General features: G+C 35.0%; 31 protein-coding genes, 3 tRNA genes and 1 other annotated feature (1 of these 35 cut by a window edge). Of the genes, 11 read left to right on the top strand and 23 right to left on the bottom strand.

Annotated elements, in window-relative coordinates; genetic code table 11:
- Positions 1–446, bottom strand: a sequence feature (16S ribosomal RNA rRNA prediction is too short); it reaches 366 nt to the left of the window's first position.
- 558 nt (positions 447–1,004) lie between these two features.
- Positions 1,005–1,211 (top strand): hypothetical protein, encoded by a 207-nt coding sequence (locus tag QY322_03945; protein WKZ25509.1) that lies wholly within the window; start codon positions 1,005–1,007, stop codon positions 1,209–1,211.
- 82 nt (positions 1,212–1,293) lie between these two features.
- Here the strand turns inward: QY322_03945 and QY322_03940 are convergent, their stop codons facing one another.
- From QY322_03940 to QY322_03915, 6 genes are read right to left on the bottom strand one after another with little or no spacing between them, the layout of a single operon-like run.
- Complete coding sequence (locus QY322_03940) at positions 1,294–3,039, bottom strand: DUF2207 domain-containing protein (protein ID WKZ25508.1); 1,746 nt, start codon at positions 3,037–3,039, stop codon at positions 1,294–1,296.
- The gene (locus QY322_03935; GenBank protein WKZ25507.1) at positions 3,018–4,061 is read right to left on the bottom strand and encodes a hypothetical protein; all 1,044 of its coding nucleotides are present in this window, start codon (positions 4,059–4,061) and stop codon (positions 3,018–3,020) included. The genes QY322_03940 and QY322_03935 overlap by 22 nt, the downstream gene beginning before the upstream one ends.
- On the bottom strand, positions 4,027–4,668 hold the full coding sequence (locus QY322_03930) for a VTT domain-containing protein (protein WKZ25506.1): 642 nt from the start codon (positions 4,666–4,668) through the stop codon (positions 4,027–4,029). Before QY322_03930 ends, QY322_03935 begins: the two co-directional genes overlap by 35 nt.
- Before the next feature lie 58 nt (positions 4,669–4,726).
- The gene (locus QY322_03925; GenBank protein WKZ25505.1) at positions 4,727–5,284 is read right to left on the bottom strand and encodes a hypothetical protein; all 558 of its coding nucleotides are present in this window, start codon (positions 5,282–5,284) and stop codon (positions 4,727–4,729) included.
- Positions 5,281–5,850, bottom strand: a complete 570-nt coding sequence (locus tag QY322_03920; protein WKZ25504.1) for a hypothetical protein — start codon at positions 5,848–5,850, stop codon at positions 5,281–5,283. Before QY322_03920 ends, QY322_03925 begins: the two co-directional genes overlap by 4 nt.
- Before the next feature lie 14 nt (positions 5,851–5,864).
- Positions 5,865–6,560 (bottom strand): hypothetical protein, encoded by a 696-nt coding sequence (locus tag QY322_03915; GenBank protein ID WKZ25503.1) that lies wholly within the window; start codon positions 6,558–6,560, stop codon positions 5,865–5,867.
- 91 nt (positions 6,561–6,651) lie between these two features.
- On the opposite strand from QY322_03915, the gene QY322_03910 reads away from it, so the two are divergent.
- From QY322_03910 to QY322_03900, 3 genes are all read left to right on the top strand, one after another.
- A tRNA-Lys gene (locus tag QY322_03910) sits at positions 6,652–6,723 on the top strand.
- Between the two features lie 83 nt (positions 6,724–6,806).
- Positions 6,807–6,878: transfer RNA gene (locus QY322_03905), tRNA-Glu, on the top strand.
- A 79-nt stretch (positions 6,879–6,957) separates the two neighbouring features.
- Positions 6,958–7,030: transfer RNA gene (locus tag QY322_03900), tRNA-Gln, on the top strand.
- Between the two features lie 65 nt (positions 7,031–7,095).
- Here the strand turns inward: QY322_03900 and QY322_03895 are convergent.
- From QY322_03895 to QY322_03885, 3 genes are read right to left on the bottom strand one after another with little or no spacing between them, the layout of a single operon-like run.
- The gene (locus tag QY322_03895) at positions 7,096–7,557 is read right to left on the bottom strand and encodes an NUDIX hydrolase (protein WKZ25502.1); all 462 of its coding nucleotides are present in this window, start codon (positions 7,555–7,557) and stop codon (positions 7,096–7,098) included.
- A 2-nt stretch (positions 7,558–7,559) separates the two neighbouring features.
- Positions 7,560–7,901 carry a hypothetical protein gene (locus QY322_03890; GenBank protein ID WKZ25501.1) on the bottom strand — a complete coding sequence of 114 codons (342 nt, stop codon included), beginning with the start codon at positions 7,899–7,901 and terminating at the stop codon, positions 7,560–7,562.
- 8 nt (positions 7,902–7,909) lie between these two features.
- Positions 7,910–8,128, bottom strand: a complete 219-nt coding sequence (locus QY322_03885; protein ID WKZ25500.1) for a hypothetical protein — start codon at positions 8,126–8,128, stop codon at positions 7,910–7,912.
- 83 nt (positions 8,129–8,211) lie between these two features.
- On the opposite strand from QY322_03885, the gene QY322_03880 reads away from it, so the two are divergent.
- Positions 8,212–8,757 carry a TrmH family RNA methyltransferase gene (locus QY322_03880; GenBank protein WKZ25499.1) on the top strand — a complete coding sequence of 182 codons (546 nt, stop codon included), beginning with the start codon at positions 8,212–8,214 and terminating at the stop codon, positions 8,755–8,757.
- Here the strand turns inward: QY322_03880 and QY322_03875 are convergent.
- From QY322_03875 to trxA, 5 genes are read right to left on the bottom strand one after another with little or no spacing between them, the layout of a single operon-like run.
- Positions 8,741–9,550, bottom strand: coding sequence for an HD domain-containing protein (locus QY322_03875; GenBank protein WKZ25498.1), 810 nt, complete (start codon positions 9,548–9,550; stop codon positions 8,741–8,743). The genes QY322_03880 and QY322_03875 overlap by 17 nt on opposite strands.
- A 7-nt stretch (positions 9,551–9,557) precedes the next feature.
- Positions 9,558–10,385: a thioredoxin domain-containing protein gene (locus QY322_03870; GenBank protein ID WKZ25497.1), complete on the bottom strand. Its 828-nt coding sequence runs from the start codon at positions 10,383–10,385 to the stop codon at positions 9,558–9,560.
- A gap of 32 nt (positions 10,386–10,417) precedes the next feature.
- Positions 10,418–11,335, bottom strand: coding sequence for a thioredoxin-disulfide reductase (trxB, locus tag QY322_03865; protein WKZ25496.1), 918 nt, complete (start codon positions 11,333–11,335; stop codon positions 10,418–10,420).
- Between the two features lie 9 nt (positions 11,336–11,344).
- Positions 11,345–11,614 (bottom strand): hypothetical protein, encoded by a 270-nt coding sequence (locus QY322_03860; GenBank protein WKZ25495.1) that lies wholly within the window; start codon positions 11,612–11,614, stop codon positions 11,345–11,347.
- Positions 11,614–11,940, bottom strand: a complete 327-nt coding sequence (trxA, locus tag QY322_03855) for a thioredoxin (protein ID WKZ25494.1) — start codon at positions 11,938–11,940, stop codon at positions 11,614–11,616. Before trxA ends, QY322_03860 begins: the two co-directional genes overlap by 1 nt.
- A 66-nt stretch (positions 11,941–12,006) precedes the next feature.
- Between trxA and QY322_03850 the strand changes: the two genes are divergently transcribed.
- Complete coding sequence (locus QY322_03850) at positions 12,007–12,645, top strand: hypothetical protein (protein ID WKZ25493.1); 639 nt, start codon at positions 12,007–12,009, stop codon at positions 12,643–12,645.
- A 22-nt stretch (positions 12,646–12,667) separates the two neighbouring features.
- Here QY322_03850 and QY322_03845 read toward each other — a convergent pair whose 3' ends face one another.
- From QY322_03845 to QY322_03835, 3 genes are read right to left on the bottom strand one after another with little or no spacing between them, the layout of a single operon-like run.
- Positions 12,668–14,803, bottom strand: a complete 2,136-nt coding sequence (locus QY322_03845) for a heavy metal translocating P-type ATPase (protein WKZ25492.1) — start codon at positions 14,801–14,803, stop codon at positions 12,668–12,670.
- The gene (locus QY322_03840) at positions 14,800–15,153 is read right to left on the bottom strand and encodes a cupredoxin domain-containing protein (GenBank protein ID WKZ25491.1); all 354 of its coding nucleotides are present in this window, start codon (positions 15,151–15,153) and stop codon (positions 14,800–14,802) included. Before QY322_03840 ends, QY322_03845 begins: the two co-directional genes overlap by 4 nt.
- Before the next feature lie 2 nt (positions 15,154–15,155).
- Positions 15,156–15,413 carry a metal-sensitive transcriptional regulator gene (locus QY322_03835; protein WKZ25490.1) on the bottom strand — a complete coding sequence of 86 codons (258 nt, stop codon included), beginning with the start codon at positions 15,411–15,413 and terminating at the stop codon, positions 15,156–15,158.
- Positions 15,414–15,474: 61 nt separating this feature from the next.
- Here QY322_03835 and QY322_03830 point away from each other — a divergent pair, with 61 nt between their 5' ends.
- The 5 genes from QY322_03830 to QY322_03810 are packed head-to-tail and all read left to right on the top strand — an operon-like array spanning position 15,475 to position 18,117.
- Complete coding sequence (locus QY322_03830) at positions 15,475–16,455, top strand: sulfite exporter TauE/SafE family protein (GenBank protein WKZ25489.1); 981 nt, start codon at positions 15,475–15,477, stop codon at positions 16,453–16,455.
- Positions 16,455–16,646, top strand: a complete 192-nt coding sequence (locus QY322_03825; GenBank protein WKZ25488.1) for a hypothetical protein — start codon at positions 16,455–16,457, stop codon at positions 16,644–16,646. Before QY322_03830 ends, QY322_03825 begins: the two co-directional genes overlap by 1 nt.
- 2 nt (positions 16,647–16,648) lie before the next feature.
- Positions 16,649–17,014, top strand: coding sequence for a hypothetical protein (locus QY322_03820; GenBank protein ID WKZ25487.1), 366 nt, complete (start codon positions 16,649–16,651; stop codon positions 17,012–17,014).
- Positions 17,011–17,556 carry a hypothetical protein gene (locus tag QY322_03815; protein ID WKZ25486.1) on the top strand — a complete coding sequence of 182 codons (546 nt, stop codon included), beginning with the start codon at positions 17,011–17,013 and terminating at the stop codon, positions 17,554–17,556. The genes QY322_03820 and QY322_03815 overlap by 4 nt, the downstream gene beginning before the upstream one ends.
- Positions 17,557–17,562: 6 nt before the next feature.
- Complete coding sequence (locus QY322_03810) at positions 17,563–18,117, top strand: hypothetical protein (GenBank protein ID WKZ25485.1); 555 nt, start codon at positions 17,563–17,565, stop codon at positions 18,115–18,117.
- A gap of 2 nt (positions 18,118–18,119) precedes the next feature.
- Here QY322_03810 and QY322_03805 read toward each other — a convergent pair whose 3' ends face one another.
- The 6 genes from QY322_03805 to QY322_03780 form a co-directional block, all read right to left on the bottom strand.
- On the bottom strand, positions 18,120–18,626 hold the full coding sequence (locus QY322_03805; protein ID WKZ25484.1) for a hypothetical protein: 507 nt from the start codon (positions 18,624–18,626) through the stop codon (positions 18,120–18,122).
- A 9-nt stretch (positions 18,627–18,635) separates the two neighbouring features.
- Complete coding sequence (locus tag QY322_03800) at positions 18,636–18,923, bottom strand: MGMT family protein (protein WKZ25483.1); 288 nt, start codon at positions 18,921–18,923, stop codon at positions 18,636–18,638.
- 8 nt (positions 18,924–18,931) lie between these two features.
- Positions 18,932–19,903, bottom strand: a complete 972-nt coding sequence (locus tag QY322_03795; GenBank protein WKZ25482.1) for a CvpA family protein — start codon at positions 19,901–19,903, stop codon at positions 18,932–18,934.
- Positions 19,904–20,016: 113 nt separating this feature from the next.
- A complete protein-coding gene (locus QY322_03790; protein WKZ25481.1) occupies positions 20,017–20,298 on the bottom strand; it encodes a hypothetical protein in 282 nt (93 codons plus the stop codon).
- Positions 20,274–20,747: an aminoacyl-tRNA hydrolase gene (locus QY322_03785; protein ID WKZ25480.1), complete on the bottom strand. Its 474-nt coding sequence runs from the start codon at positions 20,745–20,747 to the stop codon at positions 20,274–20,276. The genes QY322_03790 and QY322_03785 overlap by 25 nt, the downstream gene beginning before the upstream one ends.
- Positions 20,748–20,835: 88 nt before the next feature.
- The gene (locus tag QY322_03780; protein WKZ25479.1) at positions 20,836–21,165 is read right to left on the bottom strand and encodes a hypothetical protein; all 330 of its coding nucleotides are present in this window, start codon (positions 21,163–21,165) and stop codon (positions 20,836–20,838) included.
- Positions 21,166–21,167: the final 2 nt, after the last annotated feature.

Below are 21,167 nucleotides of genomic sequence, written 5' to 3'. Positions count from 1 at the left end.
TTATTCTCCATATGTTCACACATATGGCAAAAGAAGTTTACGACGAAAACGCCTTCATCCTTCACGCGACGTCGCGGCGTCAGACTTTCGTCCATTGCGCACGATTCCCGGTTGCTGCCACCCGTAGGTGTATAGGCCGTGTCTCAGTCCTATTCTGGGGGGTCATCCTCTCAAATCCCCTACCCGTCATAGCCTTGGTAAGCTTTTACCTTACCAACTAGCTGATGGGAAATAGGCTCATCCATCGGCGCGCGGTTAAGCGCTTTCACCTTGCGGTCTTATGCGGTATTAGCTCATCTTTCGATGAGGTATTCCACACCAAGGGGTAGATTCCTATTTTATACTCAGCCGTTCGCGGCTAGGCATATTGCTATGCCTCGCTCCACTTGCATGCCTAAAGCACGTCGCTAGCGTTCATCCTGGACCAGGATCAAATCCTCAAAAAGTGACGGTTCTAAATTTTTTTAATGTTTTAGAAACATCTCTACACACTCCTAGTCACAACTTGAACCAGAATATATCGATATTCTGTATCTTGATTACCACATTTAGTGGAAATCATATTTACCACGTAATGTGGCAAATTAATTTATTGTACTGTCATATTACATTTCAATTTCAAAGAACAATACAAATCATAATTAACAATAAATAAGCAGTAAACACGAACAAAGCGAACGAATAAAAATTAACTTGGGCTCTTTCTTATTTAAAACTTATTTATTAGTAACTATTTAATTTGTAAAGTAAAGGTTCTTTTGGAGGTTATCAATCCTGAGCGAGCTCGAGAGACGAGTCAACCTTTAAACTTGTAGAAGAATTATACCATACGAAATGCATGATGCAAGCCTTGCTTACAACCAAATACTTGACTATGGGTATATAATAGAAATTACCACACAAAAAAGGTATGGGGAAACCAATCACGTCGGTTTTTCAACTAAACACTCCATCGGAGCCCAAGGGCTCCTATTTTTTATTTTTCAAAGAAAGGAGGTGAAAATATGACAACTGAAGTTAAAACCACAGATAAGCTAATTTCTGACGCAGAAGATGCATTACCACTAGCTCACGCAGATAGAAGTACGGCAGTAAAAGAGGCTCCCGTACTAATAACGCCAGTAAAATCAGTTAGTGGGGGTTTCCAAATGACAGAAGAGGAGAAACAAAAAGCAGAGGCTGATGCCAGACATAAAGTTTTTGGAAGATAGCATAATCTAGTTTATAACACACTCTCCCCGTTTGAGTTTGATTTGTGTTAAAAAACATCAATATAACTACCTTATCAAATTTCTACCCAGCCCCTCCTCCACCACCACCTCCACCACTACCTCCACCACTTGAAAATCCACCAGATGACCCAGAACCACTTGCTCCAAAGCTTGAAAAACTCGATGATAATGAATTAAATCCGGTCGAAAAACTTGCAAATGAAGTTTGAAAGTTACCACTTCCTGCACCGCTTCCTACAAAGTACATTCCTGAGTGAGAAAGATTACTCTCTGAAAACTTAATTGGTAATTGAGATAATGCTTTAATTGAAATTCCAAGGGCAGTTCCATAGACTAAATATTTTTCCCAAAGTATCACTGAATCAATTGGATAGTTCTTAGTTACTGAATAGTCCATTAACCATTTTTTAAATGCCAGCCACCCAGCCAGTTCCTCCCCTCCCCATTTAGATTTTTTTGGCATAAATATAGAAACAAATATCATAATAACAAAATATATTATTAATATAATTAAAATAGGATGATAATAAAGCACCAAGAAGGGAGATCCAAATGTTACTAATATCCCAACAAATACTGTTTCGACTATTGCCTTCGTTTGATACTTTAAACTTTTTTCCTCGTAAAATCCCAATTTCTTTAGTCCCTCTTTAGCGTCCTTTTGCCACTTAATCCAAAAGCTAGATGTCTTTGATGGATATTTTTTTCCTAATATCTTTATATCATCAAAGTCTAACTTCGTCTTTGTGGTGGTAAACAACAACCCAAGCAGATCTGATTCCATTTTGGTAGTTTTGAGTTTCGGATTTTTTAGTCTTAAAAAATACTGATCCTTTGCTCCAAAAAATGTCTTTTTACCATTTTTTATAAAATCTATTTCCAACACTTTTCTCCTGACAAGCTCCAGAACTGTAGAGACAATTGATTTACCTGTTGGATTTCCTTTTAATAAGGTCTCAACAAAAACAGGAGATATCTCAGACGGCGGTTCATGAAGTAGCCCAGCAGCGTTAACCTCTGGCAGTCTATTGTCCTTTCCATACTTTACCCACTTCTTAATCCACACCATGATCCTATAGATGGCAAAAATTAATACCAGAACCAGGACAAAATTCTTAATGGCACCTTGTCTTTTAGTTTTTAACCCAAATTCTTTTTCCTCGTCCAATATACTTTCAAGGTCTAAGCTACCCGGCCTACCACCGGCAAGTGTTCCCTTTGGAAAAAGCACCCTTACTTCAAACATTTTTTTGGAAGGTAAACTGTTAGCTGAAAAATTAACTTCTTTGGCCGAAGCAATATTTATCTGCCCATTTAACGGCCCGTGTCCAAAAGCCCAAATTTGGTTGTCTTCTACCTCTTCGTGCAAAATAACTTTGGCAGCTACATTTTCCACACCCTTGTCCCACTCGGACCCAATTAGTTGCCAATAAAATTCAGAGATATTGTTGTGATTGGTTACTGCATTTTCAATTATGTAGTTAATTGTGAAAGTTTTAGTTTCGTTAAAAGCACTATAAAACCATTTAACATAAATCTTGTCGTCTGTTATTTCAGTGTTAAAACTATCTGCCCCATTAACCCCTAATACGTTTACCTTGTAATCTTTAGTATTTATCCACTCATCAGCCCAGCTAAAACTTCCATTAAAATCATATACTCTTGTCTCAGTTACATTCGCTGAACCGTTTTTATTGATTCTAACTTCAAAGTCGGCTGATTTTATTGAATAATCTTTGGCCAAAACATTTGTTGGTATTAGCAATAAACCTGCAAATATGGATATTAATGTAATAATTTTTCGCATATTAATTTACTCAAACTTAAGTATAGAAAAGGTAAGATCAAAATGAAATATCTTGTAAAAGGAAGTTGGAACAGCATTACAAACATATATACAACAGGTGTTATCAATAATAAAAACTTTAATTCTTTAACCTTTGTTTGTATAACCAAAAACAGAGTTACAAAAAAGCTAATTGGCCAGAGGTAGTAACCTCCAAAAAACATAGAGGCTGCTCCACCCCATTCGATTGCCCGATTGTGATCTAACATGAACTTAATTATTTTTGCTTGATGGAATAAGAAATTATAATCTCCTTTCAAGAAAGAAATTGTATAAGTTAAAGCAAGGGAAATTGAAGCAACAACTAAAACAAACAGTTCACGTTTTAAATCAAACTGTTTGGTCACTATTTTATACATATATATAATTGCCAAAAACATAATTACTGGGCTGTAAAACTTTGATGCAATCGCAAGGCCCAGCAAAACTCCCTGCCCTATCCAATGTTTTTTCCAGAAAAACGTAGTTAATATAAACCCGAGTAAAAATACGACTTGTCCCAAATCTAATAGTCCGTAGATAGTTATTTCCTTAAAAACAGGATCTATAAGTAACAAAGTGGCACCGAATAATCCAACGACGCCACTTTTAAAAACTAGCTTGCCCAGTAAATAAACTTCTGAAAGTAAAATTGCTGAAAAAATTATGTTTGGCAGAAGTGGTAAGTTAAAATATTTAGCTGACAACCCATACAAATATTTAATAAATGGTGGATGTTGGAAGTTGTATTCTGTTGGACTTGCACCATTTGCATAAAGAAAACCGGAAGCTATATAAATTTCTTCATCTGAAACAAATATCCTATCTTTAATTTTATTTTCAGTGTCTAATATGTCTTGCGATCTTAAATAACTTTCTACTATTATTGAGTCAAATTTTCTAAATAGATATTCCTTGTTTAAAAAAACAAATAAAGAAAATACCACAAATAAAATGGTGAGATGAAATCTACTTTTCAAAATATTTTTCTTTAAGATATTCATAAACTGCGGGAAACAAAGAAATAACAACTATGGCTAAAATAACTAGTGAAAAGTTTTCTTTAACAAAATCTAGGTTACCAAAAAAATACCCAAGTAACGTAAATCCAAATACCCAAACAAATCCTCCAAAAACACTAAAAAACAAAAACTTTGGGTAATACATCTTACCAATTCCTGCCACAAATGGTGCAAAGGTCCGAATAATTGGAACAAATCTAGCTAAAAAGATTGTCTTGCCTCCGTGCCTTTTGTAGAACATTTTAGTTTTTTCCATATGCTTATTATTAATAAATGATATTTTTGACCTATCTATGATTTTTTTTCCAAATATATAACCGATCCAATAATTTGTGTTGTCTCCTAGTACAGCAGCTAGCCAAATAATCGGAAGAAATGTGTATATATCAATAAAGCTAAGAGCTGCAAATGCTCCAGAGGCAAATAGTAATGAGTCTCCAGGTAGAAAAGGGGTAAAAACAAAACCTGTTTCTGCAAAAATAACTCCAAAAATGATTAGGTATGAAAGTTTGCCATAGGTTAAAAATATTTCGCCCAAATGTGAATCAATGTGAACAATATAGTCTATGATAATTAAAATAAAATCCATAGAACAATTGTACTACACTTGAATCTAAAATAGACTAGTTTGAAAAGGAAATATTCAATTACTGTTCTGGGGTTTCGTACTTAGGCATACTATTTTGTAGTTCTTCAAACATCTTACTCATATCCTGAAATTCAACATCTTTAGGAATATCAAAGTATGAATCAGACACTGTTGCAACCTTACATAAATCTTTATATTGATTAATCATTTCTAAATAGTTTTGACTCCCCTGACTACTTGGTTGTGTTGAAACATCAACATCTACTTCAGTATCTTCAACTGTATAGACAAAACCCTCTTTAGTTTTAATATCCCATATGTACATTTTATTACCCACCATAATCATTTCCCCAGGTTGATTGTCTGAATCAGAATAAGTTGAGCTAACTCTTACTGCACCATTTTTAATGTATGATTTGACCTGGTAACCATCCTCTTCAAATTCACAAACTAAGGATATTTTTTTATTTAATGCATCTTTTATATTTAAAAATGAAGCTGAATCTCCGTTGCCGGTTGGTGAAGGTGAACTGTCTTTAGATTTTTGATAGTAATATAATCCACCTGCAATAACCAACAGTGCAAGAACAATAACAACTATTAATTTCTTTTTCATTCTGTATTTATTATATCAGATATATTTGGAGTTGCACTAGGTGTTGATGTTGGTTCAATGGTTGGAATTGGAACAGGAGTGTTTGGTAAAACTTCTAAGTCTTTAACATCAAAAACCCTTAATAGTTTTGTTGCTTTGTGATACTCGCCCACTGCCATTATTCTTTTCCCTATTAAACTCGTCAAGTCTAAATTACTAGGAACATCCAAGGTTATGGCTTCACTTGATGTGGTAACTAAAAAATATTTCTTTGTGGCAGAACTATATTGTAGCTTTCCAGTAAAAGCAGTTTCTTTCCATTCCACAAGTGGTGTGGAAGTTGGTTTTGCAGTTGGCACATTCCCAAACTCAAAAAAAGGAATTTTAACCCCATCTGGTAGAGATATCCTACCCGCTCCAAAACCAATAGTTGCGATAACAGCAACCATCAAAACTGCAGTAACAGGATGTATGGTAAAACGAAAATCAATACCTTCTTTACCCATTACTCTTTCCCACCAGCGACGAAGGTATGTAACAGGATTTGTAACAGTAACAAGAGGAGGTTCTTGGTTTGAAGTGGGCATAGTTTAATTTAATACTAACTCCTTTGAAATTGCAAGCAAATTCCTTCAACCCAACCCATAACTTTTCTGTTTATATCGGTACTTCTTTTAACACTTACCCTTAAAACACCGTTGTATTCTTTACCACGATTTTTTCTAAACGAATTTACCTTATTTTTCTTAAAGTAAATCTTTTTAAAATTATCTTTCGTGAAGCCTGATATTTTCGCCCAAAACAAAATAAGTTCTTTTTGCGTTTTATTGTAAGTTTCATGAATATATATCTCAAATTTTATATCTTCTGGTTTTATCGACAAACATTTTCTAAGCCATAAAAGATAAATCTTAATCATGTTTACATCAGAATTTGTAAAAACCAACTCTTTACTTGGGTTATGTTCTTTTTGTTTACTTCCCTCTGTCCAGTAAAGTACTGTACCTATTACTTTAAGATAATTTTGATCTAATTTTCCTATTTCTAATTTTGCTTTATTTATTATTGCTTTAGTTTTTTCTATCCTATTTCTTTTAAGCACTATACTACCCAGTTTCCTGGCTGTTGAATTTTTTAAACGTAGTCTATCTATCTGAGAGTTTGTGATTTTTACATCTCTTAACCACGATGACAATGAAGATTTTGACACTTTAACTTCTTTTAAAATTTCTGAATATGAATATCCTAATTTTCTAAGTTTTATTGCATTTTTTTTCTCAAGTGGTTTTGGATTCATTATTTATGATATACCGAAACAACTACGAACATCAAGTATATCTTGTGAATTAGAAGCACGTTAAGGTATAATATGGCCTCCGTGTAATCACGGGCCCGTAGCTCAGTGGTAGAGCAGGAGCCTTTTAAGCTCTGTGTTGATGGTCCGATTCCATCCGGGCTCACAATATTAACATAAGCCTGTTTTTGTTTGCCCCATCTTCTACATCGAGCAAAGCGAGATGAGACGAGGGGACGAGCAAAGCGAGGCCCCATCGTCTATCGGTTAGGACATTGGGTTTTCATCCCAAAAGGCAGAGTTCGACTCTCTGTGGGGTCACTAGTGGGGAATCGTCTAATGGTAAGCCAGCTTAATTATGACAAAAACAAAGCTTGCCATTATCCTTCCCTTGTTACACTGCGGGATCGTCTAACGGTAGGACATCTGTTTTTGGCACAGAAGATTTCTAGGTTCGAATCCTAGTCCCGCAGCAAGATAAATATCGAAAATAGATATTCAATGTGTCCTTCCTATATTCTCAACTTCAAGGTTTCATCTATAAACGTAGTTTGTAAGCTTCGTTTATAAAAACAAGCTGGTCTTGTGGGAGCATTGGTAGTTCCTCGAACTTAAAAAACTTTGCCGTCTTTATTTCTTTTGAAGCTTTATAGTTACCACCTATAAACTGACCTGCATAAGTTATATCTAATCTTGCATTATTTCTATCAGTTCTAATTTTTAACCTTGTATCGGCACTAACTATATAACCCGTTTCTTCATCCACTTCTCTCTCCAAACCCTCCTTTGGGTGTTCTCCCTTTTTGATGTAACCCCCAGGAAGGCTCCAGTTATCTCCTCCCCTATACGAGTGTTTAACAAGAAGAACTCTGTTATCATCATTGAAAAATATTCCAGTAACACCAATTAAGAATTGATCGTTAATAAGCCCCATTATCCAGACTTTTAAATTAACTGGAAACTTAAGTACTTTCCAAATTTTAAGAAGAAATCCATACATTTTTAAATTGAATTTGTGTCTGTTGGTTCACCAACTTCATTTTTAAACTCGGCATTCTCAAGTTCTAGTTTATGACATTTTTTTGTAACTTCTGCAAGTTCTCTTTTCAAACTTTTAATTGTATTTTTCTGACTTTTAATTTTTAAGGTTGAAGTTAAATTGCGAATAATTTGAACACCCAAACTAGCAACCAATGTTAATAGCACAGGAACTAATATGGCTAGATAAACTGGGACGTTGGGTAAAGTAAAATAGCCAAAATTCAAGATAATTGGACTTGTGTTGAGTGTTGCAAAAATACTAAATAAAATACCTAAAAGGGCAGCTAAAAATAGTATGAACATAAGTTGACTTATTCCTCGTCTTCTCCGTCTAACTTTGCTTGTTTTTTATCTTCTGCGATTTGTTTTCTAGCTTCTTCCCTTTTAATCTGTTCGTCTTTAATAAACTTCCTTTTTACAGCCTCTTGTTTTAAAGATTTATTTACAAGTTTTTGACATTCAGGGTCAGAGCATTCTGTAATAGTATAAGTTACTGTTGAAGTCTCAACTTTTTCTTCATAGGAGTCCACAATTATCCTAGGCTTTCCACATCGTGTACAAATACTGCCTGTCATTATGTGCTATTTTAGCATTAAACTGATAAAATAGCCACATGCAAAGGATGAACTCTAAAGAACTTAGAAAAACAAAACCTACTAATGGTGAGGAAAAAAGCATCACTAGAAACCAAATTTATTTTATATTGGATAATGTTTTAGACACATATAATATCGGTTCAATTTTTAGATTAGCAGATGCAGTGGCTGCAAAAAAAGTTATTATTTGTGGTGATTCAGAATATCCCCCATCCTCAAGAATTCACAAAGCTGCAGTAGGGACAGAAGAATGGGTTCCTTGGGAATATCACAAATCAGTAACTCAATTAATCAGAAATCTAAAACACGACGGTGTACAAATTATTGCAATTGAGCAAGATGCGCGGTCAATAGACTACAATCAATTGTCCAAATTCAGTTTAAAATTTCCTGTTGCATTAGTCGTTGGCCATGAAACCCATGGGGTTTCAAAAGAAGTTTTGGATGAGGCTGACTTAATTGTTGAACTACCAATGTTTGGAATTAACAAATCAATCAACGTTTGGGGCTCTTTAGCAATTGTAAGCTACAAAATCGTTGAAAGTATTAATCATAATCCTTAAAAAGTTTTTCTTTTCCGTCTTCAATAATATATGTTTTAACATCTATATACTCTTTTAAACCGGATGGATCTAATTTTTCTTCCACAAAGTCATCAACTTGGAAAAGTCCTGCTGGATTTGTCATTGTTATCTTTATATCCACCAATTTCTGATCACCTTCATTTACAAAAACAGAATCAATTGCGTTGTTTGATACATTTTCAATATCTACCAGTAGTTTCGATATTCTTGCCCTGCCTTTTGTCATATCAAGTGCATCTGCAACTCTTACAATTCCACCCTCAACGGTTGCTGTCCTACCACTACTTCCGTGACTATGCGATATTATTGCATGCAAAGTTTCAGATATAACAACCGTTCTTTCTTCAATATCCATAAATGAAAGTAAATCTTTTAATAGTGAATTTGCTAAAAACAAGCTGAATTGTTCATGACCAGACCTATGGATACTCATTCCCAAATCGTGTAATACCGAGGCTAAAAAAACTATGACTTCAGCATGATCCTTTGTTAAACCAAAGTCCTTAACTACTGACATTTCAACACCTTTTCTATCAAGAAGTCTCAAAATTCTTAAAGCATATCCTGCAACGATATTAAAATGGACGGGACCATGGTCTGAATAGCCCAATCTATCGGTCGCAATCACATTGGTAATCTTCCAAAGTGTCTTAATTTCTCTATTCTCATTGATCAAATCTACTACTTTTTTTAACAACAAATTATCTTTGGTATCAACTTTGATTTTTACCAATGAAGTTCTAGTTTTGTCTATTATTTTTGACTGATCCATATATTTTTTACTTTAATATCTCATCCACAAGAGGTTGCATATCTGTGAAGCTATAGGCGCCTGCAAAATTATTTTCATTTACATAAAATCCTGGAGTCCCAGAAATACCAAGTGAGGCTGCTATTGAGCTATCGCTTGCGATTCTATCATCATACTTACCACTTTGCAAACAACTCAAAAGGTCTGGAACGTTTGCTGTCTTTAAGAAATCAACTAATTTTGGTGCATTAGCAACATCATTCTTAACTACGTCATTGATAATTGCATAACCCTCTGAGGTCATTAATAAGTCATGAGCTTCCCAAAACTTACCTTTTTCGTGTGCACAATAAAGAGCCTTGGTTGATAACTCTCCATTACCATGACCGTTTGTGTAAATCCAAACAAAAGCAGCCTTCCCTTGATCAACTAGTTTTTTCATTTCCAAAACTGGTGCTACATAACTTCCACCATCACTTACCAACGTAAATTGCGTACCCACTTGACTATTTAAAGATGGATTTAAACCAGCAGCTATATGACAATATGGGCAAGATGGGTCAGATGCTTCTACAAAAATTAAATCGCTGTCTGGGTCACCAAAATAAATCAAGTCTTTGTTAAACAGATCTTTAATCTGTGCAATGTCTATCTGTACCGGAGCTGGGGCTTGTTGGGTTCCTGCAACATTGGATGTACCAGTTGTCCCAATATTCTCAACTTTCTGCCACAAAACACCTACCATAAAGGCAAGACCTACAGTAATCACCAAAAGAGCTGGAACTATTTTTTCAAAAACAGAAGGTTTATTCATAGTGGTTGAGAATCTCGAAGAAACTTCTTCTGTTTTAGACATTCTGTAATACTACATTGAAGTATTAAGCCTTGTCAACCAAGAAAACTAATGACATCCATTGCAGATTGGCATCCAAAACCCGCCGCTGTTATAGCCTGTTTATATGTATGGTCGTGAATATCACCCGACACAAAGACACCTTCAATATTTGTTTTTGAACCTGTTTTTGGTACTACATAACCTTTTTCATCTAAATCAATTACTCCTTTAAATAAACTGCTTGACGGGTCATGCCCTATTGCGACAAACAGTCCGTCTGCTTTAATTTCAGTCATTTCATTAGTTTTGTTATTCTTTAATTTTACCCCTTCCAACTTTGTGCTTCCCAAAACTTCTTCAATTTCTGTATCCCAGATTACATCTATTTTTTTGTTTGCAAAAACTTTTTCCTGCATTACTTTACTTGCTTTAAATTCTGATTTTCTATGAATTAAAGAGACTTTTGATGCATACTTGGTCAATACCAGTGCTTCTTCCATTGCAGAATCTCCGCCACCAACCACCAAAACATATTTTTCTTTAAAAAAAGGTGCGTCACATGGAGCACATGAGGAAACACCCCTACCAATTAACTCCCTTTCACCTTTAACTTCCAACCATTTGGTTTCCGCTCCTGTTGCAATAATTACAGTTTTAGCTACTATCTTTTGGTCAGAGGTTGTTAAATGAAATGGGTGAGAACTAAAATCAACTGATGTAACATTCTGTGATATAAACTCAGCACCAAAGCGAAGAGCTTGTGCCTTCATTTTCTCCATCAATTCAGGGCCCATTACACCGTCAGGAAAACCAGGGAAATTATCAACTTCAGTGGTTAACATCAGTTGACCTCCCCAAGAATCTCCACCCAATATGACTGTTGATAAAGCACCTCTGGTTGTATAAATTCCAGCAGTCAAACCCGCAGGACCAGAACCAATAATAGCGGTGTCCCAAATAGTATCTTGCATATACTTTTTTTAAGCTGTTGGTGTAGTTACTGCTGGTTGTTCTGTTGCCACTTCAGGAACAGCTACTGGATCAGGACCGACCTGTTGTGTAGTTGTTTCTGCTACCACTGTTGGCGCAGGTGACTCAGTAACCGTAGCTGATGCGTCAGGCATTGGTGTCGTAGTAACATTTGATGTGTCTACAGCTGTATCAGTATTCATAACGGGCGCTGGAACCGTTGGGTCCATTGCAGGTACCGCTGGATCTGGTGTAACTACTGGATTGTTGTTATCTTGCATTAAGAAGTCACCCCCTTTTTGATTAACTCTTCAAATACTTGTTTTCCTCCAAAACCTACTTGTCTTCCTATTTCATTTCCATCTTTAAAAAGAATTGTTGTTGGAATAGACATAACTCCATATTTTCCTGCAGTTTGTTGATTTTCATCAACGTTTAATTTAACAATTAAAACTTTGTCTTTGTAGCTTTCAGATAACTCCTCTAAGACAGGTTCTGCCATCTTGCAAGGCCCACACCAATCTGCATAAAAATCAACCAGAACAGGAAGTGAAGACTTCAAAACATCTTGGTCAAAACTTGAATCTGTTGTTTTGTTAACTGCCATAGCTACATCAATATACAGACAAAGCGATTGACAAGTCAACCCTTAAACACATACAATGCGACTATAATGGAAAAATTCTTTTCTATTTTTGGAAAAATAATGTTAGTTGTAATTGTGTTGGGAAGCATATCCTATGGTGCATATTATTTTGGAACACAAACTAAAAGTATAAAGAAACCAGAAGCTGTACAAACAGAAAATGAGAGTGTATTAACAGAAGAATTAAACTCTCCCTACCCCACTACCACACAACAACCCCTAGTTACAATTATTGGAGGTGTTGCAAAAAGTGCAGGATTATCATTTGACCAATATTCAATTCAAGTTTCAAACGATTGGATAACCAGCAAAGAATCTCAAACCGCAATGGATGAAACATTAACTTTATCAAAAAATGGATATGAGATAAAGATTTTTCAAGCAGCGACAGGTGGAGCACTTTGTTTGTACCCTGGTGATGCTGACTTTGAAGGGCCAAGCTCTAAATTTGATACTTATAAGAGCCTAACAACCAAAGACAATAGAACATTGAGAAGAAGTGGTGACCTAAATGGTGTTGCCTTTACGGTTTGCCAAAAATCAGTTGATAACAGCTTCCAGCAACCAACAATCTATGGACATATGTCAGTTAAGATGCCAAACACATGGACTCAAGAAATGTTAACAGAAATTGATTCAATACTCTCAACCCTCAAGAAAATTTAATAAACAAATTTTTACTTTAAAGTTATATCTTGACTCTGTTTAACCTCAATGAATTTAGAACCACTGAAACAGAACTTGCCGCCATGGCAAATGATGCAAGCATTGGATTTAAAAGACCTATTGCTGCTGCGGGAATCAAAACTACATTATAGAAAAAGGCCCAAAATAGATTCTGCTTTATTATTTTCATTGTTCCACGACTTAAATCAATTGCTGATAACACTGACTTAAAATCTTTGTTTAAAAGTGTAATTCCAGCCGACTCCATTGCGACATCGGTTCCAGTTCCCATGGCTATTCCAACATTTGCAGAAGCCAAAGCTGGTGCATCATTGACACCATCTCCAACAAACCCAATGACGGCCGAACTATTATTTAATAATAACTCCTTTACTTTATTTGCTTTTTCTTCCGGTAATACCCCCGCCATCACATTTTTAATTCCGGAAAGTTTCGCAATCGCATCGGCCGTTCTTTTGTTGTCCCCCGTTACCATCCATGTCTCCACTCCCTTGTCGTTTAATTTTTGAATAACGTCATAAACACCATCTTTTAAAGTATCTGCAACAGCAATAAAACCTAATTCTTTTGACCCCTGTTTAAGTATCATCACTGTTTTGCCTTCAGACTCTAATTTTTTAATCTCTTGCGATTTTTGATCACTTTTCCCAAAGAAGTATTTTTTTCCATTTATCTTCCCCTCAACCCCTTGACCTGGAATTGCCCTAAAATCTGTAACTTTTAACAATTTTGTATTTTTTTCTTTTGAATAATTTAGTATGGACTCACCCAAGGCGTGTTCAGAGCCTTGTTCTAAAGAAGCAACTGTTGATAATATTTTTAAATCTGATACATCAGTGACAACTGGATGACCTTTCGTCAAAGTTCCCGTCTTATCAAATATAAGCGTGTTAATCTTGTGAGCCATCTCCAGACTACTTGCGTCCTTAACCAAAATCCCTTTTTCTGCACCCTTACCTGTACCAACCATAATTGCGGTAGGTGTAGCTAACCCCATAGCACAAGGGCAAGCAATTATTAAAACTGCAACCAAGTTAATAAATGCGTTTACAGGAAAGCCAATTACATACCAAGCAACAAAAACTGCGATGGAAAACATCAAAACCACTGGAACAAAATATGAAGACACTAAATCTGCAAGTCGTGCAATCGGGGCCTTAGTGCTCTGGGCAGTCTTAACCATCTCAACAATTCGAGAAAGCATTGTTTCACTGCCCACTTGTGTTGTTTTATAAATAAAACTGCCTGACTTATTAATGGTTGCACCTATAACTTGAGATCCTACTAATTTATCAACGGGGATAGACTCTCCAGTTATCATTGACTCATCAATTGAGCTTTGACCTTCCGTGATTATGCCATCAACTGGAACTTTTTCACCAGGTCTAACGCGTATCAAATCTCCAACAACAACATCTTCAAGTGGTATGTCAATTTCTTGTTTGCCACGTATAACACGAGCTGTTTTTGCTTGCAATCCTAATAACTTTTTGATTGCGTCAGATGTATGAGACTTAGCTTTTGCTTCCAGAAGTCTACCTAATAGTATTAACGTGATAATTACTGCAGCTGTATCAAAATACATCCCCTCAACAATTCCAAACATTGATAATATTGAATATAAAAATGCCGCTGAAGTACCCAAAACAATTAGTGTATCCATACTAGCGGTTCTATTTTTTAATCCCGACCAAGTAGCAAGATAAAAATCACGTCCAGCCCAAAACTGAACAGGGATTGTTAAAATTAATAAAATGTTAAGTTCTGACAAAAATGTTTGACCAAACCACTCAGGAAAACTTCCTACCATAATTAAAACTGTCAAAATTGAAGAAACAGTTACCTTTAACTTTAAACTTTTGTACTCTTTTAGTTTTTCTTCTTCTTTTAGTTGTTCAGCTGTTTTATCTACGCCACCTTCTACATTAAATATAGCTCTATAACCTGCATTATGAACTGCTTTTTCTAAATCTTTATTCCTAACTTTTTCCTCAATCTCTACAACAGCGGACTCACTACCATAATTTACAGAGCAACTGACTACACCTGGAACCTTTGAAACACTTCTTTCAATAAGTTTTGCACATGACGCACAGTGCATGCCTATGATGGGAAAGGTCTTTTTTGATATTGTCATACAACAACCACCTTTCCACGAAACATATTCATGCCACAATGAAACGAGAATTCACCAATTTCTTTTGGTGTTATCGTTATCTGGATCTTTTGATTTAAAGGTAGGTATTCTTTAATTTTAAAGTCAGGGAGAACAATTTCCTCTAAGCAAGAATTTTTATCTTTTCTTAAGAAAGAAATTGTAGTTTCTTGATCTTTTGGAATTTTAATAACTGAGGGTTTATACCCTCCTTCAACAACGATCTCTATAGTTTTACCAGAAAACACCATATCTTCTCTCTTTCCAAAAAAGAACCAGTAGACAAAGCCAATTAATAAAATGCCTGAAAATATTACTATTAGATTATCCATATTTATTTTTTCTTCAATACCTCCATCACTTCTTTTATCGCAGTGTCGGCATCTCCTCTTTTGATGCTATCTGCAACGCAAGTTTTTAAATGATCCTCTAATACTATTTCATCTATTTTTTTTAACGCAGATTGAATTGCTAACAATTGATGGACCACATCAATACAATATTCATCTCCCTCAACCATATTAATAACTTTTTCCAAATGACCTTTGGCAATTTTTAACCTATGTAGTATATTTGTTTTTGGTACTTGCATTTATTTATATCTTTCGTAAACTAATATACATCCCCCCCAGGGGGACTGTCAACAACCAATTATGAATCAATACTTGCTAGCATTTGTAACAGGATTAACCAGCGGGGGCATTTCGTGTCTTACTGTCCAAGGGGGTCTTTTAGCCTCAGCCATTGACGAAAGGTCAAGCAAGTACAAAAGTACCTTGTATTTCATACTTTCCAAGTTGGTTGCATATACTATATTAGGTGCTTTGCTGGGAACGATTGGTAGTGCATTTTCTTTTTCAATCACAACACAGGGAATATTACAAATACTAATTGGTCTTTTTATGTTAGCAACTGCGGGAAGAATTTTAAACTTACACCCCATCTTTAGATACACAATAATTCAACCACCTGCGTTTATTTTAAGAAAGGTTAGATCAATATCAAAAGAAAGAAATATTTTTACACCAATATTTCTAGGTGCATTAACTGTTTTAATCCCCTGTGGAGTAACACAAGCAATGCTTATCTTATCAATGGGCACAGGTAGCGCTATTGACGGAGCATTAATAATGTTCTTGTTTACCCTTGGCACTTCTCCTGTTTTCTTTCTATTGGGTTTGACAATAACTAATATTTTTAAACACAATATATTATCTAAAATTGCAGCCTTAACAATTATTGTAATTGGCTTATCTGCAATTAATAATGGTCAGGTGTTAAGAGATTCTCCTCATACTTTTCAAAATTATAAAAGGGTTGTTTTTGGAGACAATATACAAAATGGTGAGGTTAAAATAGTCGATGGATACCAAATTGTTGAGATTACTGCCACCAACTCAGGATATAAGGCTAATACCAAAAACTTAAAGGCTGGTATTCCAGTGAAACTTAAAATCTCCACTAAAAACGTACAAAGTTGTGCTAGAAGCTTCATAATACCCAGTCTTGGTGTAAATACACTATTACCAGTCAGTGGTGAGGAATTAATTGAATTCACACCAACAGAAGAAGGGCTATTAAATTTCTCGTGTGGTATGGGAATGTATACAGGATCATTTAACATAACCGAATAATGAAACATTACAAAATTAAAGATATGGATTGTGCAAGCTGTGCAAGTTTAATTCAAATGGATTTGGAAGATGCAGGATATAAGTGTAAGTGCTCATATGCTGATGAATCACTCACTATTGAAGATGAACATAAAATTGAAAAGATTGTAGAAATAGTTAAAGCTTCAGGATATACTTTAGAAACAAATTAAATATGAGTAAATCTGGAATTATATTAATCGTCATAACAATCTTAATTATGTTTGGTGGTGCCTATCTTTTTTCAAAACCCACAGAAATACCAACCCTTTCAGGATATGAATATTTTTGGGGTAATGGCTGTCCACACTGTGAAATCGTTGATGAATTTTATCAAACTTGGGAGGGTAAAGATAAAATAAGTGTTAAAAAACTAGAAGTCTGGAGTAATACAAAAAATGCGGAGCTAATGGCAGAGAGGGCCAAAAACTGTGAAATTCCAAGAACTGGAATGGGCGTACCCCTGTTAGTTACACCAGAGGGCAAATGTTTAATTGGTAGCCAGCCAATAATTGACCACTACAAGCAACTTGAATTATGAAAAAAATAACTAAAATCTTTGCATTTTTACTAGTGCCTGGTGCCTATTTTCTAATGCCTAATCCCGCTCACGCAGTCTGCCCTATCTGCACAGTTGCTGTTGCAGGAGGTCTTGGTGTATCAAGGTACTTTGGAATTGATGATTCACTACTTGGAGTATGGGCAGGAGGTTTAGTTGTTTCTGTGTCTCTTTGGACCGCAGACTGGTTATCAAAAAGGAGTTGGGGTCTCTTAAAAAAATCAAATAACACTATTAACACTGTTGCCAGTTTAATCTTTTGGACTCTTCTAACTTATGTTCCACTTTACTCTGCTAATATTATTGGTCATCCATTTAATACAATTTTAGGAATTGATAAATTAGTTTTTGGTAGTATTTTAGGGTTTGTTGCATTTATGCTTGGTGTTTACTTGGACAAAAGAGTAAGAGAGGTTAAAGGAAAACAACTGTTTAATTTTCAAAAAGTAGTCTTTCCTGTTCTGTCTTTGACTATTTTTACTTTAGTATTATACTTTTGGGGCGGATACCTATATAACATCTAACTACATATGGCCAACAAGATTAACGACTATAAAAAGCTATTAGACAAAGTTGAAGAAGTCACAAAACAGAAAGAACTTGATCTGTCTTCAGGCGAAGACCTATCAATTGGAATAATGAACTTAATTTCAATTGAGGAACATTTATTTTTTACCTCACAAAAAACAAAGGACAAAAAATACCTTGATATTTTAGATGAAGTCAGGTTAATGAGGACTGATCTTTTAAAAGAAATTATTAAAGATTATGAAGGTGAAGTATGGTGTATTTCAAAGCATTTACTATCAGCTTCAATGCGTTTAATGGAAGTTGGCACAAAAGAACTTAAAAAACATGACAAAGAAAAAGCATGGAAAATGTTTGAAAAATCATACAAGCTCTATTCTCTATTCTGGGGTCTAAACCTTGGAATTGTTGGAAGTACTCCAAATGGAAAAATTAAAATGCCAGTAGAAAAATTAAGCGAAGCTTGGCCGACTTCATCGGTAGATATTAAAAAAGCTTCAGTATTTGATAAATTAGGTTCCCTTGTTCAAAAAGCAATTGATTGTTGTAGAGAATAACTTTAAATTAATATTCCAAATACAAAAAGTAAAATTACTTGTACTGCAAAATAAATTCTTGACTTGTCATAATCTTCTAAAATAATTTCATTATTTATAACCTTCTTTAAGTTGAAAATAGTTAAATTTAAAAAATAGGCAAGAACCAATCCCTTTACAAAAAAACTGCCCGATGAGGAAACTATCCAAAAGGTTAATACTGCGAATATAACTTGAAACAAGAGTGTGTGGAAGATCAATTCTTTCCTTTCGTCTCTTGTGTCATACAAGAGATTTAATGCCATTTTGTATTGTTTACTTTTGACAAGTAAAATAACTCTCTGGGAGGTTAACTCCAATGGCTTGAAAATAAAAATATGTACCAAGTGATCAATGTATGGTAAAAACAAGCCGATAAGACCACCGACATAAAAAGGCCAGTAACTTAAAGAGAATAATTTATTAACCAACACTACGAGGAGAAAAAAACCAACCCAAAAAATTAAGTGGTTAGTTATTTCTTTAATCATATCTTTATATTACAGGCAATATTTAGTAAGGTCTACATATCCGTCCTTTTTAAAGACAATTCCCTCCATCTCAAGCCTTTTTTGTTGCTCTTCTTTACCGTTAAATGCAAAGTTGTCAGCCAATTTTCCCTCTTTGTTCACTACCCTATGACATGGAACCTCACTAGATTTGTTTGCATGTAATGCCCAGCCAATTTTCCTAACATCCTTAATCTCCAAGGCCTTAGCCACCTGACCATATGTTGCAACCCTACCTTTGGGGATCGTTTTTACAAAGTTATAAATGGTATCAAACATAAAACTAGCTAGTCTTTAAAAACCTGTACAAACATTTTTCCATAAACACCGTTGTCGTAAACTCCAATTCCAATTTTTGTAAATCTCGAGTCAAGTAAGTTTTCCCTGTGCCCCTTTGAGTTCATTAAACCTGTATGGGCTGTTAAAGTGGTTGGGGCTAAGGCTAAGTTTTCTCCAGCAAAATAATAGACCACCTTTGCATCTGTCAGTCTATCTCCCACATCCTTGCCATCAGGTGAGATATGTGAGAAATACTTTCTTTCCCACATATCCCTAGCGTGCGCCCTTCCGACAAACACTAAATTTGTATCCCACTCTAGCTCCGCCACGTCTGAATTCTTTCTTTCTTCATTAACTTTTTGAAACATTTCATTTTCTGCTTTCTCATCAATAATTAAGTTATACGATGTAACAGTTAAATCAATAGAGTCACGACTCCCTGGGTTAACTGTAAAGTAAGTTAGAGAGTCATTAATTACTCCACCAAACACTTCATTAATCGCACCACTTAGAACAGTTGTTTTTTCAAGTATTACCCCACCTATTTTTGAATCAACAACATCTGACTTAACTTGTGGCTTAATTGGGAGAGCCACAACAAGTGTTAGTATAAAGGAGATTAAAACCAAGCCCTCACCAAGTCCAGGAATTACACCTAAAAATCTACTTAATTTGTGTTTCTTTATTTTTTCAGGCAACCTCTGCAAGAAAAATCCTGCCATATAACTTAATATCGATTCTAGAATGATTGCTGTAAACAAAAATCCAATTGCATTTGAAATTGAAGCATTAATGGAAAAGTTTAATCTTAAAAACTCTGCTGTATATTTATATAAAGTTAACGAAAGAAAAAGAGAAGTCAAAAATGCCAAAAAGTCTGCAAAAACAACCCAAAAACCATATCTTAGTGAGGTAATTGCAAAATAAGATAGGACTAGAATTATAACCAAATCAATGTAATTACCGTCAAATAGTTGCATCTGCTTTTATTTTACTACATTCAGCTTGCTGAAGGGAGCCAAGAAATCTATTTGTTTTCTGCCTTAGATTTCTTATCATATTTCTCCTTGAGTTGCTTCAACTTCCACATAAGTCAAGCTTGTGTGTTAGTTTTCGCGACTTTGAGTTGCTTCAACTTCCACATAAACAAGCGCCCCTTAGATTTGGCATTATCAGCGTCTCTCACAAAGCCCCTAGCTGTTTCCAATATCCCTCTGGGAGTATTCTTGGCAAGTCTCATATATAAGGATTTATGGGGCAAGTCATCAAGTTCAACTGCCAAATCGTAAGCATACTTTTGAAATTCGCGTGACACATACTTATCACTATCACTGGGATTAAATTTTTTTGTTATAAGACTACCAATTTTTTGCATATTTGTTTAATAACACTATCTATTGTTGCTTTTTCTTCTTTGGCAAAATCTTGTAAAACATAGTCCTTACCTTTAGTTACTAACCTCTGATCTTCACTTCTATTGTCTACCCCAATCCTTATATGCCAAAAGTCTTTTGTACCCAACTTGTCATATATATCATTTAAGCCGTTATGGTCTTTAGGCCCTTTTCCAAATTGAACTTTAAATAACCCAAGTGGTATATCCAAGTCATCGTGAACAACATACAAGTCAGTTAATTGCATTTTTGGATATTTATTTTTTATATTTTTAATAAACAAACCTGAATCATTCATATGTTTATCAGATTTTAAAATCTTGTCTTTAAGTTTTAGATTTTGAAGCGCATCGATAACAAGATGGCCGATGTTATGTCTATTGTTTACATACTTTATTCCAGGATTTCCCAAACCAACAATGATTTTCATAGTTATTTACATTCTAACACACAAAAAACTAGCAACTAATTCAAAGCTACTAGTTTCTTGTAATTCTCTGGCCATCTTTAAGCTTCGCTTAAGCTTTCTTAAGGATTTGTCTTGCAAACTTGCCTAAAAATGGAACTTCCCACTCTTCGCCCTGCCAAGCTTTATAAATAAGCATAAGCCAAAGAATAAAACCAACAATTCCAACCAGTGGAACTAAAATTGCCAAGATAATCGTAATCCCAAGCATTGCTTGTATTGCAAACAACCCCACAAAAACGACAATAGATTGCATTGCGTGAAATCTTACAAAAGAATCCTTTTCTAGAATTAAAAATAAAACACCCGTGATTGGCCCTAAAACATAAGCCAATGCACCTGAGGTTTCTTTATTTAATCCCGTTGCTGTTTTTCCTGCCATTG

The organism is bacterium (genome assembly GCA_030583725.1).
In the GTDB taxonomy this organism is placed as follows: Bacteria; Patescibacteriota; Microgenomatia; order UBA8517; family UBA8517; genus JAUYMM01.
Note: the sequence above shows the minus strand (reverse complement) of the source record. Positions and strands in the feature narration are given on the sequence as shown.

What these genes read in the sequence shown, in the direction of transcription:
- QY322_03945 (WKZ25509.1), top strand. Translation starts at nt 1,005, where the DNA reads ATGACAACTGAAGTTAAAACCACAGATAAGCTAATTTCTGACGCAGAA.
- QY322_03940 (WKZ25508.1), bottom strand. Translation starts at nt 3,039, where the DNA reads ATGCGAAAAATTATTACATTAATATCCATATTTGCAGGTTTATTGCTA.
- QY322_03935 (WKZ25507.1), bottom strand. Translation starts at nt 4,061, where the DNA reads ATGAATATCTTAAAGAAAAATATTTTGAAAAGTAGATTTCATCTCACC.
- QY322_03930 (WKZ25506.1), bottom strand. Translation starts at nt 4,668, where the DNA reads ATGGATTTTATTTTAATTATCATAGACTATATTGTTCACATTGATTCA.
- QY322_03925 (WKZ25505.1), bottom strand. Translation starts at nt 5,284, where the DNA reads ATGAAAAAGAAATTAATAGTTGTTATTGTTCTTGCACTGTTGGTTATT.
- QY322_03920 (WKZ25504.1), bottom strand. Translation starts at nt 5,850, where the DNA reads ATGCCCACTTCAAACCAAGAACCTCCTCTTGTTACTGTTACAAATCCT.
- QY322_03915 (WKZ25503.1), bottom strand. Translation starts at nt 6,560, where the DNA reads ATGAATCCAAAACCACTTGAGAAAAAAAATGCAATAAAACTTAGAAAA.
- QY322_03895 (WKZ25502.1), bottom strand. Translation starts at nt 7,557, where the DNA reads ATGTATGGATTTCTTCTTAAAATTTGGAAAGTACTTAAGTTTCCAGTT.
- QY322_03890 (WKZ25501.1), bottom strand. Translation starts at nt 7,901, where the DNA reads ATGTTCATACTATTTTTAGCTGCCCTTTTAGGTATTTTATTTAGTATT.
- QY322_03880 (WKZ25499.1), top strand. Translation starts at nt 8,212, where the DNA reads ATGCAAAGGATGAACTCTAAAGAACTTAGAAAAACAAAACCTACTAAT.
- QY322_03875 (WKZ25498.1), bottom strand. Translation starts at nt 9,550, where the DNA reads ATGGATCAGTCAAAAATAATAGACAAAACTAGAACTTCATTGGTAAAA.
- QY322_03870 (WKZ25497.1), bottom strand. Translation starts at nt 10,385, where the DNA reads ATGTCTAAAACAGAAGAAGTTTCTTCGAGATTCTCAACCACTATGAAT.
- trxB (WKZ25496.1), bottom strand. Translation starts at nt 11,335, where the DNA reads ATGCAAGATACTATTTGGGACACCGCTATTATTGGTTCTGGTCCTGCG.
- QY322_03860 (WKZ25495.1), bottom strand. Translation starts at nt 11,614, where the DNA reads ATGCAAGATAACAACAATCCAGTAGTTACACCAGATCCAGCGGTACCT.
- trxA (WKZ25494.1), bottom strand. Translation starts at nt 11,940, where the DNA reads ATGGCAGTTAACAAAACAACAGATTCAAGTTTTGACCAAGATGTTTTG.
- QY322_03850 (WKZ25493.1), top strand. Translation starts at nt 12,007, where the DNA reads ATGGAAAAATTCTTTTCTATTTTTGGAAAAATAATGTTAGTTGTAATT.
- QY322_03845 (WKZ25492.1), bottom strand. Translation starts at nt 14,803, where the DNA reads ATGACAATATCAAAAAAGACCTTTCCCATCATAGGCATGCACTGTGCG.
- QY322_03840 (WKZ25491.1), bottom strand. Translation starts at nt 15,153, where the DNA reads ATGGATAATCTAATAGTAATATTTTCAGGCATTTTATTAATTGGCTTT.
- QY322_03835 (WKZ25490.1), bottom strand. Translation starts at nt 15,413, where the DNA reads ATGCAAGTACCAAAAACAAATATACTACATAGGTTAAAAATTGCCAAA.
- QY322_03830 (WKZ25489.1), top strand. Translation starts at nt 15,475, where the DNA reads ATGAATCAATACTTGCTAGCATTTGTAACAGGATTAACCAGCGGGGGC.
- QY322_03825 (WKZ25488.1), top strand. Translation starts at nt 16,455, where the DNA reads ATGAAACATTACAAAATTAAAGATATGGATTGTGCAAGCTGTGCAAGT.
- QY322_03820 (WKZ25487.1), top strand. Translation starts at nt 16,649, where the DNA reads ATGAGTAAATCTGGAATTATATTAATCGTCATAACAATCTTAATTATG.
- QY322_03815 (WKZ25486.1), top strand. Translation starts at nt 17,011, where the DNA reads ATGAAAAAAATAACTAAAATCTTTGCATTTTTACTAGTGCCTGGTGCC.
- QY322_03810 (WKZ25485.1), top strand. Translation starts at nt 17,563, where the DNA reads ATGGCCAACAAGATTAACGACTATAAAAAGCTATTAGACAAAGTTGAA.
- QY322_03805 (WKZ25484.1), bottom strand. Translation starts at nt 18,626, where the DNA reads ATGATTAAAGAAATAACTAACCACTTAATTTTTTGGGTTGGTTTTTTT.
- QY322_03800 (WKZ25483.1), bottom strand. Translation starts at nt 18,923, where the DNA reads ATGTTTGATACCATTTATAACTTTGTAAAAACGATCCCCAAAGGTAGG.
- QY322_03795 (WKZ25482.1), bottom strand. Translation starts at nt 19,903, where the DNA reads ATGCAACTATTTGACGGTAATTACATTGATTTGGTTATAATTCTAGTC.
- QY322_03790 (WKZ25481.1), bottom strand. Translation starts at nt 20,298, where the DNA reads ATGCAAAAAATTGGTAGTCTTATAACAAAAAAATTTAATCCCAGTGAT.
- QY322_03785 (WKZ25480.1), bottom strand. Translation starts at nt 20,747, where the DNA reads ATGAAAATCATTGTTGGTTTGGGAAATCCTGGAATAAAGTATGTAAAC.
- QY322_03780 (WKZ25479.1), bottom strand. Translation starts at nt 21,165, where the DNA reads ATGGCAGGAAAAACAGCAACGGGATTAAATAAAGAAACCTCAGGTGCA.